This is a genomic window from Bacillus sp. J14TS2, assembly GCF_018333015.1.
GTDB lineage: Bacteria > Bacillota > Bacilli > Bacillales > Bacillaceae_C > Lederbergia.
In genome coordinates, this window is sequence record NZ_BORE01000006.1 from 65,239 (window position 1) to 76,671 (window position 11,433).

Annotated in this window: 11 protein-coding genes; 2 read left to right on the forward strand and 9 right to left on the reverse strand. The window is 40.3% G+C overall.

Annotated features, from left to right (window positions below; all coding sequences use genetic code 11):
* Positions 1-1,238 precede the first annotated feature (1,238 nt).
* Entirely contained in the window at positions 1,239-1,838 is a 600-nt protein-coding gene (locus KI375_RS10660; RefSeq protein WP_212973490.1) for a hypothetical protein, read from the forward strand.
* A gap of 522 nt (positions 1,839-2,360) precedes the next feature.
* On the opposite strand, the gene KI375_RS10665 is transcribed toward KI375_RS10660, so the two are convergent.
* The 9 genes from KI375_RS10665 to KI375_RS10700 all read right to left on the reverse strand — a co-directional run bounded on the left by KI375_RS10665 (position 2,361) and on the right by KI375_RS10700 (position 10,097).
* Positions 2,361-3,275 carry a phosphotransferase gene (locus tag KI375_RS10665; RefSeq protein ID WP_212973491.1) on the reverse strand — a complete coding sequence of 305 codons (915 nt, stop codon included), beginning with the start codon at positions 3,273-3,275 and terminating at the stop codon, positions 2,361-2,363.
* A gap of 77 nt (positions 3,276-3,352) precedes the next feature.
* Positions 3,353-4,342: an IS1595 family transposase gene (locus KI375_RS10670; protein WP_483861600.1), complete on the reverse strand. Its 990-nt coding sequence runs from the start codon at positions 4,340-4,342 to the stop codon at positions 3,353-3,355.
* Between the two features lie 107 nt (positions 4,343-4,449).
* Positions 4,450-5,046 carry a transposase gene (locus KI375_RS10675; RefSeq protein WP_280528641.1) on the reverse strand — a complete coding sequence of 199 codons (597 nt, stop codon included), beginning with the start codon at positions 5,044-5,046 and terminating at the stop codon, positions 4,450-4,452.
* Between the two features lie 81 nt (positions 5,047-5,127).
* A complete protein-coding gene (locus tag KI375_RS10680) occupies positions 5,128-6,111 on the reverse strand; it encodes an ISL3 family transposase (protein WP_306419815.1) in 984 nt (327 codons plus the stop codon).
* Entirely contained in the window at positions 6,071-6,418 is a 348-nt protein-coding gene (locus tag KI375_RS27375) for a transposase family protein (protein ID WP_244852533.1), read from the reverse strand. The genes KI375_RS10680 and KI375_RS27375 overlap by 41 nt, the downstream gene beginning before the upstream one ends.
* A 153-nt stretch (positions 6,419-6,571) precedes the next feature.
* A complete protein-coding gene (locus KI375_RS10685) occupies positions 6,572-7,486 on the reverse strand; it encodes an NADP-dependent oxidoreductase (RefSeq protein WP_212973492.1) in 915 nt (304 codons plus the stop codon).
* Positions 7,487-7,703: 217 nt separating this feature from the next.
* A complete protein-coding gene (locus KI375_RS10690; protein WP_212973493.1) occupies positions 7,704-8,042 on the reverse strand; it encodes a VOC family protein in 339 nt (112 codons plus the stop codon).
* Between the two features lie 83 nt (positions 8,043-8,125).
* A complete protein-coding gene (locus tag KI375_RS10695) occupies positions 8,126-8,689 on the reverse strand; it encodes an NADPH-dependent FMN reductase (RefSeq protein ID WP_212973494.1) in 564 nt (187 codons plus the stop codon).
* A 55-nt stretch (positions 8,690-8,744) separates the two neighbouring features.
* Entirely contained in the window at positions 8,745-10,097 is a 1,353-nt protein-coding gene (locus KI375_RS10700; protein WP_212973495.1) for an MFS transporter, read from the reverse strand.
* A gap of 228 nt (positions 10,098-10,325) precedes the next feature.
* Here KI375_RS10700 and KI375_RS10705 point away from each other — a divergent pair, with 228 nt between their 5' ends.
* A complete protein-coding gene (locus tag KI375_RS10705; RefSeq protein ID WP_212973496.1) occupies positions 10,326-11,255 on the forward strand; it encodes a LysR family transcriptional regulator in 930 nt (309 codons plus the stop codon).
* Positions 11,256-11,433 lie beyond the last annotated feature (178 nt).

An 11,433-nucleotide genomic window follows, 5' to 3' on the forward strand; every position in this document is an offset into this window, starting at 1 on the left:
AATGTTCGAAAATCGACACGTCCGCGAAAATTTTTTTCAACGGCCATATCCTCTTTAGAAAAAAATTCCACGCCGAATCACTATACCACTTTAAAGTAAGTATAGAAAATATGTATAAAATTAGTTAATCGAATTTTAAATGATACAAAAACCACTCATTAGACTTAGATAAATTCAATTTGCTTATTTTACACTTAATCCAATCCTATTTATATTTTAACATAAATATCCAAATTTTCTTTAAAGCTATTGTTCAACTGGACAGTCAAAAGTTCTTGTCAAAAAATTATTGAATTTTTAAATGGAAAAATAAACCAATTACGCGGATTTTATGATATCTTGTATAGACACCGCTTTCAAATAGAATGTACTTTCCATGAAATTAAGCAAGTTATCGGTGGACTTGGATATCAGTTCTGGAGTAAGTCGATGCCAAAACTGAAACGATGGACTAATTTTTCGTTACTTGAGAATACCTTCCAAGATTATCGTTTCTGAAGCAACAGTGATGGTGTATTTGGCTCAAAACCCGCATTTATCCATAAACAAAATAATTCAAGCTAAGCAGGATTCACTGGCTTCTTAAAGCTGGGAACTTTTGACTGTCCAGTTGTTCAACAATACCAGCTAATATAAGGTCAACCGGGTGTAAAAGACGTGTTACAATAAAAAAAGAATGAACTAAATACCCCCACTTTCGACTTTCAGAAAAAAGAGCACACTGAACTAAACCCGTCCTGATTGGAAAAAATTGGCCAGGTTTGTCTAGAAGGATTCGTGTTCTTGCTTTTGACTTACACGCTCACAGTCTTATATCGGAAACCGAACTACAGGAGTGAACAGCATATTCCCAGTAGGATCCATTCCAATTCTAATATCTAGGGATATCGCGCAGTATCCAAGAATGAAATAATTGGTAAAGCCCGCCACCATTGACCTAGCTTTTGTCCGTGTTGTAATACGTAACGTAGGATGGCTAAAAATAAAGCCTAGAGGCTCATCCTGCATTTGATGGTAACACGGACAAATCGATTCTAAGTATTCGTTGATGGGGCCCCGACCCCTTCCACCGCATACTTAGAATCGGGCACTACGGTCAATGGCAAGCAGCTATCGCTGTGGCTTTGAGCAAACATTAAATTTGATACTTCTATTTACAGCCGAAGGTAACGAAAATATTTAATTGTCAAAGATCAAATTTTTGTTCTTGAAATATATAATACGAGGGAGTGTTGAAAATGATAAAACAGGAAGAACTACTTGCCCACCAACTGCAGCTGCAAGCTGAAGCAGATGCAATTGTTGAAGAAATGCACCTTAAGCAATTGCTGGAAGAAGCCGGTACACCAGTAAAGGTAGGGAGTGCGGCTCTAGGTTTAATGGTTTGGAGAGACCTTGATATTACAGTCGTTTGTTCTAAGTTAAACATCGCTACAATTTCTGGAATAGCTTCGCAATTGATGTCCAATTCTCAAGTCCGCGATTTGAAATTCATCAATGATACGGGCAATTGGAACACTGATCCAGCCTATCCCGACGGTTATTTTCTAGGTATCACATACGAATCCAACATCGGGGACAAATGGGAACTGGATATTTGGTTTGTGGACGAGCCTGAAAAACAGCCCGATTTGAAGCATATTCGCACGATGCCTGATCGACTAACTCCGGTAGCGATTGTCTCTATTTTAAGCATTAAAACCGTTTGGGCTACACGACCCGAGTATGGGGAGAAAGTAACAAGCTTCGATATCTATACTGCTGTATTAGATCGTAACGTACGTACACCTGACGAATTCAAGAAATGGCTGGAAAGCCGAAGCAACCATTTCAAGTAAAAAATCCAAGAGTTTATTGCTTCTTTTTAATCTCGGCTCTTTTGCCCATATTTAAGACGAATGTAGCCAGCTCTTCGGAATATCCGTAATCATGATCAATCCTATTCCGGACTATTACCCGTTTCGGTTCCTATCGCGAAAGGAGTGTATACATTTTCATAAGCCCATCACCGTTCCGATGCCGAAAAACGCGGTCAAGATGTTCACGGCAATCCAGGACGGGATGTTGTAGCTTTAAAATAAGGTTTGTTCAAAACGGGTTCTTCTTTGTGAAAACTGCACAACTTTTATAAAAGGCTATGTTAAATTCTAATGTTGATATTTGACCATAAGAAAACCGCCTTCGTTGAAAAGGCGGTTTATTGCTATCGTGTCCTGTTAGCGCAACGACTTACTCTGTTGAATTTCGTGTTCCTCAACATAAAGCGGCATCAGAGAAGGCGGATCGTACCTTATCGCGGCCTTTAAACGACAAAATGGTGCCCATAGCCATAGCCCCATAGCCGCAACGAAATAATGAGCCTAATCCGACAGTGCCCGCATGATGTTGGATTTCGCCTCTGCCGCAATCGCTTCATTCCCGTCATCGACCGCTTGCATTAAGATCAGTATGGGGATGTATACCGCGATCAGCCGCGCCAGCAGCTTCGTTTCCTCGTCCGCTCCTCCGTACGTTTCGAAAAACACGCCGCGAGCGTAAGGTGGTAAAAAGCTATAAGCAACGCTCAAATCGCAAGCCGGATGGCCTACGCTCAGATCGCCCCAATCAATGATGCCGGAAACGATCCCGTTCTCATTCACAAGCATATTTTTGAAATGAAGATCGCCATGTAGCAGTGCATTCACCGCCTCGACACGGTCCTTTTGCAGCCTGCTAATATACGCTTCGATCATACCGGACTCCTCCGGCGACAAGTGTTCAACCACCTTCGATAGAAAGCCCTCCAATTTCACTTTGCGCGATGCTTTGTCAGTCAAATTTCGATGATCTTGCTGAACTCCGCACTTCAGCGCCGCCTGCACCGGAAACTCATGCAATCTCCGCAAAAATTTCGCCAGCGTCTCTGCCGATAAAGCCCGGCGTTCTTCCGTCAAACCGATTGGGAAATCTCCTGGCACGTAGGCATAGCCAAGAAATGGTGCCGGGTATTCGTCACTTGCTTCGCCATAAAACAACGGTTTCGGATAGGGGATGGTCATATATGCCTCCAGCTTCGGCAGCAGCTTCCCTTCCATACGAATCGAGCCAACTGCAATCGTTCTTCTTGGAAACCGGAACACGTACTCGTCACCGATGAGAAAAACCGTATTGTCCCAGCCCCAGCCCAATCGCTTCACTTGCTTCGATGACAGCTGAGGAAATTGTCTGCCGATCAGCGTCCGCGCCTGCTCTTCGTTAACCTCCCACTCCGCATCCCATACATTCGTTCCTCCCATGAATTGTCTGCCTCCTCGTTCCTTACGTTATTTAGATGTTTACATTCCCTAGAAGTTACGCATAACTGCCCGTTAGCTTAACAAGAATAAGCAGAAAGCCGAAGTTTGGTGTTCGTGTCGGTCACAGTAAACAGGCACGATTTGACCAACATATTTTTCTTATTCGATGCGGTATTCTCATATTCCTTGTTGTCTAAGTAACGAAACCACGCCAAGTAATTCTGCAAATACTTTGTTGCAACACCATTGAAGCGATCCATCCATTTCTTCAAGCGGCTGTGGTAGCTGTTTACGTTTTGGATATGGTACACGCCTTTCACACGTTGTTTTCCGTCGGACTTGAATCGGTAATGAGTCATACCTTTTGAATTCGCATAGGAGCTAAATGCCCTCCATGAATCAGTGCATAACACGTTTGAGTCAGATAGATGACCACCAATCGCTTTGTCTAATTTTGTAGTCCGAATACGTCCACGCCCAAGTACGCCAGAGTAAATCATTTTCTGACGGTCACAGGCAACCAGCACGCACACTTGATCGTGGCTTATACCACGATATTTCGCTTTGCCGCCACGTTTACGTGGCTTGCGTTCGGCAATATTCCGCTTGCCCTTTTCCGAGTAAAGAAAGTAGGTCTCGTCCATTTCAACAATATCTTGAAATGCTTCGGTTGGAATCTGCTTCAGAGCGGAAAGAATCTTATGCCGCCAGTAAAACAAGGTGACATGCGTGACTTCATCGTTTAACTGCTCTGCACATTTTCTCAGAGAAAAGCCCTCAATCATGCATTCGATAAAACGAACCCACATATGAGGTCGCCTCGTTCGTTGCAGAGGGGTGTTCGTAAGGTCATTGAATGTTTGGTGACAAGACTTACAACGGTAACGTTGACGTTTAACCTCTCCAGTGCGTGTTCTTACAGCGTACTTTCCAAATCGAACAACAGAATGGTTTTTGCAATGCGGGCAAACAAGTCCATCTTTATGCTTCTGCTCTTGAATTTCATCAATCGCTCGAACTGGAAGTGCCACTCCCTTGGTTCGGGACTGCAAAAAGTAGATATTTATATTGCCCTTATTATAGAACGTTTGTTCTTAACTATCAAATATCAACAACAAAGTTTAACATAGCCTTATAAAAAAAGGGGTAATCGGAAAATAGTGTGGAAGGAGGGTTAAAAAATACCCTCCTCCATTGCCTTAGTCAGTGTGGAAAAATCAGCACCATAGATTTCTTCATACACCCATTCATAGCCAGTTAGTTCCCAATTTGGGAATTGATCAGGTAACACTTTTCCGAAAGTAACTTCAATTTTTTTGAATTTCTTTTTCTTCTTAACTTTACGATAGCCTTGTGTAAACAAAATTTTTGCTCTAAGGGCTTCGAAAGAATAACCACGACCAACATGATTCATTGTCTTAATTAAACGGTTCAAGGACTCGGTATAGGCGTTGGTAATCGGAGGATCGAAATAGTTGAATATCTCTTCTTCCCAATTATTCATTGACTTTATAAGATCTTTAAAATATGTCATTAATTCTTTAGGAACATTTGAAAGCCAGTTTTGGTACAGTTTATAGGCTTCATCAATTGATTCAGCTTCATAGATGTCAAAGAAATCCTCTTTAAGTTCGTATGCTTGACCAAGTAATGGGAACTTATCAGTCCATACTTGCAACTTTATTTGATCATCGAAGTCGTTAAGGTCTTTTCGTCTTGTAAGAAGCACATAACGATCTCTCATAAGTTGTCTGCGTTCTTTGTCTGACAATTCATTAGGGTTAATGTAATAATTTCACCAGAAAACCCCGCAAATAATTTCGGGTAATCGGAAAATAGTGTGGAAGGAGGGTTAAAAAGTACCCTCCTCCATTGCTTTGATCAGTGTGGAAAAGTCAGCTCCATAGATTTCTTCATACACCCATTCATATCCAGTTTGTTCCCAATTTGGGAATTGATTAGGTAACATTCTTCCAAAAGCAACTTCAACTTCTTTGAATTTCTTTTTCTTTTTAACTTTACGATAGCCTTGTGTAAACAAAATCTTTGCTCTAAGGGCTTCAAAAGAGTAACCACGACCAACATGGTTCATTGACTTAATTAAACGATTCAAGGACTCTGTATAGGCGTTTGTAATGGGAGAATTGAAATAGTTGAATATTTCTTCTTCCCAATTATTCATTGACTTAATCAGGTCTTCAAAATATATCATTAATTCTTTGGGAACATTTGAAAGCCAGTTTTGGTACAGTTTATAGGCTTCGTTGATTGATTCAGCTTCATAGATGTCAAAGAATTGCTCTTTAAGTTCGTATGCTTGACCAAGTAACGGGAACTTATCAGTCCATACTTGCAACTTTATTTGATCATCGAAGTCGTTAAGGTCTTTTCGTTTTGTAAGTAGCACATAACGATCTCTCATGAGTTGTCTACGTTCTTTGGCTGTCACATTTTGACGGTTAGCTTTTCGGATTTTTTCTAAGGCTTCATTGGCTAATTTAACAACATGAAACTTGTCAATTACGATTTTGGCATGTGGTATCACTGTATTAACAGCACTTTTATAAGGATTCCACATATCCATTGCTACAAGTTCAATTTTATCAATATTTTGAAGATTTGAAAGATAACTAATAACCGTATCTTTATTACGTTTTCTTAAAATATCAATCACTGACTTATTTTCAACATCTGTGATGACGCAACGATAGTTTTTCAGCAAATGAATTTCATCAATACCAAGCCATTCAGGAGTTCTATAATCTGTTTGAGCTTCAAGTTCAGCAACATAATCATTAAAGATGTTTCGTACCGTGACTGGCTTCTTTAATCCAATCTATAAGTCTATTAGTAACAGAACGACTAACATCCATATCTATCAAATCCTCAAAGAATGTTCCATTACATTCACGGCATTTATAACGTCGTCGTTTTACATAGATACCTACACGTTTTGCGTGCATTGGTAAGTCAACAAATAGTTGTACTTTCTTACCATGCTTATACAAATTAGGAATGGCACCACATTTTGGACAGTGTGAGGGAGGTGTAAGAATAGTCTCTACTAAGAATCGATAATCATCTTCACTCTCCATCATATCAAGAATAATAAAGTTTGGTAGATTGAGCATATTGGTTAACATATATTTTTTCCTTTCTTGATAGTTCAATGATCTAATGAGACTTAATCCGCTTTACTTTGTTGGTAAAAAAAATGAAAAAGAGGTTGTCGCCAAAAGTAAAATTTTTGGGACAGCCTCCAATTATCAGTCTCAAAACATGGTTTAATAGCATGTTTAGTTGATTGTAAGGACAACTTTTCCGCAACCATGCCCAATTTCGACTTCTTGGTGTGCCTTCGCAACCTCGTCAAGAGGGAACATATTTCTAACATGTATGTTTATCTTCCCTTGAATGTAAAGATTAACAAGTTCGGAAAGCCGATCAGTTGAACGTTGGCTACGTATAGGGCGAACACCAAGCTCCTCTACTCGGTCGAAAGCAACAATTGTACCAATTCGATTCTTGTTTTCAACGAGCTTCACTGAGGCTTCCAATGCTTCGCCTCCCGCAGCATCGAAGGCAACGTTCACTCCCTCTGGCATGAGAGAACTTACTCTGTCTACAAGTCCATCTCCATAGGTGACAGGGATTGCGCCAATCGATCGAAGATAGTCGTGATTGCGTTCGCTGGCGGTACCGATGACAGTTGCTCCCCATGCTTTGGCTAGCTGAACAGCGAAGGTACCAACTCCACCAGCTGCAGCATGAATCAATACGGTGTCTCCCTTACAGACTGCGAGTTCCTGTAAGGCGGTGTGAGCAGTTTGACCAGAGGCTGTGATGACTCCAGCTTCCTCCCAAGGCATCTCCAATGGTTTTCGTACAATCTGATCAACATTGACAACTACATATTCAGCATAACAGGCCATTAACTCCCAGCCTAAAACTTCATCGCCAACTGAAAAATCTGTGACACCATTCCCGAGCTGGTCAATAGTTCCGGCGAACTCGTTGCCTAGTATCTGCGGGAAACTCACCGTTAACCCCGGTGGAGTCCAACCGCTACTACGAACCGCACAGTCAAATGGTTGGATTCCAGCGGATTTGATTCGGACTCGAACCTGGCCGGTACCTGCTTGTGGGTCATCAAATTCCATTACACGCAACACATTCGGCGGGCCATAACTAGAAAATGCAGCTGCTCTCATGTAACATCTCTCCCTCCATTTAAAATCTCTTTTTCTTGTTTGGTCGGGCTGAATAATTGAATCATGTGACCTTTACCCATAGAAAATCATCCTTTCTTACAAAATTTTATTCAGTCAACGATTGAAGATCCCATTCTTCTGTTAATAATGCGGTTCTGGAAATCGTAGTTTCAAGGTAACAAGTTCCGCTATAGAATGCTTATTGGATTCGTCTCATTCAACTGAAAACCTCGATAGTAAATCCACCTGGAGCTTTAACATAGAATGTCCATCGATGAGCCCTTTTTGGCGGTTTTACATCAACTCCATCATCCCTCAAGTGTCTGTTGATCTCATTTACCTGATCTTCGCTCTCCTGCTCAAAACCTATATGAAACGACTTAGGATAACTGACCTGTTTACCTTTCATCAAAGCGAGCAATAAACCCTTGTCATCTAACAGTACAGCGAATGAATCGCTATAAGTACTTTTGGTTTGTAAGCCAAAATATTTTTCTAGAAACTCCCGAGTAGCGTTAACGTCAGTGACCGTAAGGTTAATGTGATTTAGTTTCATAGTTTACACTTCCTTCTTAAATTATAAGTTTTATTGACTCATGGCTGAAGCTTTGCAAAAGCATGACCATCGATAAGGTTTGCTCATTTATTTCGTAGAACACTCAACGCACTACTCCAGGAGATAACCTGATCAAGCATTTGATTAGAATTATCCTCATGGTAACTAGCAGGTTTAAATTCGGTCATGTTTTCAAAATCGGTCATGAGAGAAAAAGTAACTGCTGTACGTACGTCTGCAATTTGTAATTCTCCTAAAATAAGACGTAGGTTTTCTATTGCACGCGCACCGCCCAAGCTACCATAAGCTACAAATCCGGCTGCCTTGTTGTTCACTTCTGGATTCAAATAATCAAGTGCATTTTTTAATACTCCTGATGTTGCATGATTATATTCGGGTGTTACGAAAATATAGCCATCAAAAGAAGCCATCTTTTCAGACCATGCCTTAACATTTGACTCTGTGACTTTTTGCATTGCTTCAGGTATTGCAGAACCCAGAAATGGTAGATTGAATTCTAATAGATCTACTAATTCATACGTTGCTTCATCGTTACGCTTTTTCGCAAAATTGTTAATCCAATTAGCAACAGCTTCTCCATTACGACCTTTACGTGTACTTCCAAGGATAATGCCTATTCTTAACATTATGATTCCCCCTTGTAATTGTATTGTTAATCGTTAAAGATACTTTTTAGTTAATTTAAGGAGAGTTTTTTCTAATTTTAAATTGACCACTTCTCCTCTCTACTCTGGCAAACTGAAAATTATATAGCAATAAAATGATCACATGCAAACAAGCCATGACAAGATAAATATTGCTGTACACGACATCTTCAGGATATAAATTTCCCGGATTCCAATGGGATCGAGATCCCATATCTACTACCTTGCTGAAGATACTTGCAGAAATGGCTCCAGCTATAAAATTCAGCATCGATAACATTCCCATGCCCACCCCAGCCTGCTCCTTTGGAAGCGTTTGGGAAATTGTATTCGACATGGCGATGAGCATGAATGTTTGCCCTACATTACCGAAAATCAAAAAGACAGCTATGATAATCGAAGAGACTCCCGCAAAAGAAGATAATAATATAAAGCTGGTTACCAGTAGTGTGGATGCAACATAGAAAAGATTTGAATTACCTTTGGTATCAGCCATTTTGCCGCCTTTTCTTCCCAGAATCGCTGCTGTGATGGAAGCCGGTACCATCGTGAAGCCAATTACTTCGGGATCAAGATTATTCACATCTGACAACAGCAGAGGACTCAGAAAAGGGATAGAGAATCCAATCCCACTGACCAGAAACGCAATCATTAGTCCAAGCGAATATTGCTTATTTCGGAATAGTTCGGCACGAACAAACGGTTCCGCTGTATAACGAATGCGTATGATAAACAAAATGAGTAGGAACAAACAGATAACGGCATATATCCAAGCACCGTTTGTAACAGCTAAAAGTAATAGTGCTACCTTTCCAGCTAAAAGTCCTCCGCCAATCCAATCTATTTTCCCCACCTTTCCTTGTTTATCATCCAAATATTTACGATAAAAAGGTAATGTGAGGAAAACGAAGAGTGGCAGGCAAAACAACCACCGCCAATGAACAACGCTGACGATGAGGGAAGCAACTATTGGACCTAAAGCACTACCAAGAGCCAAACCAGCTGCTGATATCCCTAAAGCACGTCCCCGGCTTTCTGGAGGAAAATAGCGAACTGGAATGATCATTGCCGTTGCTGGAATTACCGCAGCGCCCATTGCCTGTAGTATCCTTCCAAGTAAAACCATCCAATATGCTTGGGATGCAAGACCGATCATTGAACCGAGAGCAAAGATAATCAGTCCGACCGTCAATAAATTTTTTAGTTTATAGGTATCTGCTAACCTCCCGTAAGTGACTGATCCGATTGCATAAATCAACATATAGGCTGTTGAAACCCAGCTTACCTGTGCGAAGGAAAGATGAAAGTCCTTACTGATTTCAGGTAGGACGATGTTAAACATCGTTGCACTCATCACTGATATAACAAGAGTGATAACGAGAATACGCATCAATTTTTCTCCTGTGTGCTGCTGACGTCCGATTTTTTATCCCTCCTTTTAAATGACTAAACTCAATTGAGCGTTTCTTCATTTTTTACCTATAATTTTGCATGCTCTTTTAGGAGGCATGTTTGTTGTCAACTCTCAATATTTATTCTAATATGGATGATAAATAACTTATAATATATATTTAATTATCATTTTATAACCTTAAGTGTATGGAAAGAGGTGACGAACATGGAACTGTTGCAACTGCATTATTTTCGAACAGTTGCCAGATTGGAACATATGAGCAAAGCGGCACAAGAGATTCGCATCGCACAACCTGCTCTCAGTAAAACCATCTCTCGGTTGGAGGAGGACTTGGGGGTACCCTTATTTGATCGAAAGGGAAGGAACATCCAACTCAACTCGTATGGAAAGGTATTTCTGAAGAAAGTGGAAACTGCGCTTTCAGTACTAGAAGAGGGTCGAAAAGAAGTTGAGGATCTCGCAGGGATGGAGCGAGGGCGTGTTTTTTTATCAACAACAACTCATAAATGTTTTTCTGACCTTATAGGTTCTTTCATATCGATGCATCCTGATGTCAAACTTCAAATCAACCAAGCAACAACACAAGAAAAGGTGAAACAATTAAGAGATGGTGACATTGATTTTTGTATTACTTTTCCACCACTAGAACTGGAGGGAATAGGAGGGAAATCTTTTCTCACTGAAGAAATATTATTAGCTGTTCCTCTCACACATCGATTCGCTAATCGTAAAGGTATCGACTTGAGTGAATTGGCTGATGATTCTTTTATAAGTATAAAAGAGGGTAATCCTTTTAGAGGAATGACGGATGATTTTTGTAAAAAGGCAGGTTTTGCTCCTAATATTGTTTGTGAGGTTGATGAACTTTCTGCAATAAGTCATTTCCTTCGAACCGGCATTGGTGTTGCACTTTTGCCAGAAACCTTAATAGAAGATAAAAAGACACCATTCCACCTGATTCATATTGATAAACCTATTTGTCAGCGTACCTACCAAATCGCATGGCTTGAAAAACGCTATCTGTCCATAGCGGCACGTAAATTTCTAGATTTCGTGGACCATTATTTTAACGAATTTCGAAAACAAAACAATCAAGTTTCACCTCAGGCGAATCTTATGAGCCAAAAGTCATAAACGAAAGGAACCTGGTGATGACGTAGTGCCAGGTTCCTTTATTAACTCAAAGAGAAAATATTGTAAGATTTTCTACACAATTATCCGATTTATGTTTTTACTAACATGAATTGGCTATAACAGCATTTCCACACGATAATCCGAATACCCATAATTTCTACTCCCAAAATTATTATGT

Bases quoted from the DNA above. Each gene is read 5' to 3' on its own strand.
- KI375_RS10690 (WP_212973493.1), bottom strand. From the start codon at position 8,042: ATGAAACTAAATCACATTAACCTTACGGTCACTGACGTTAACGCTACT.
- KI375_RS10685 (WP_212973492.1), bottom strand. From the start codon at position 7,486: ATGAGAGCAGCTGCATTTTCTAGTTATGGCCCGCCGAATGTGTTGCGT.
- KI375_RS27375 (WP_244852533.1), bottom strand. From the start codon at position 6,418: ATGTTAACCAATATGCTCAATCTACCAAACTTTATTATTCTTGATATG.
- KI375_RS10695 (WP_212973494.1), bottom strand. From the start codon at position 8,689: ATGTTAAGAATAGGCATTATCCTTGGAAGTACACGTAAAGGTCGTAAT.
- KI375_RS10660 (WP_212973490.1), top strand. From the start codon at position 1,239: ATGATAAAACAGGAAGAACTACTTGCCCACCAACTGCAGCTGCAAGCT.
- KI375_RS10705 (WP_212973496.1), top strand. From the start codon at position 10,326: ATGGAACTGTTGCAACTGCATTATTTTCGAACAGTTGCCAGATTGGAA.
- KI375_RS10700 (WP_212973495.1), bottom strand. From the start codon at position 10,097: ATGCGTATTCTCGTTATCACTCTTGTTATATCAGTGATGAGTGCAACG.
- KI375_RS10665 (WP_212973491.1), bottom strand. From the start codon at position 3,275: ATGGGAGGAACGAATGTATGGGATGCGGAGTGGGAGGTTAACGAAGAG.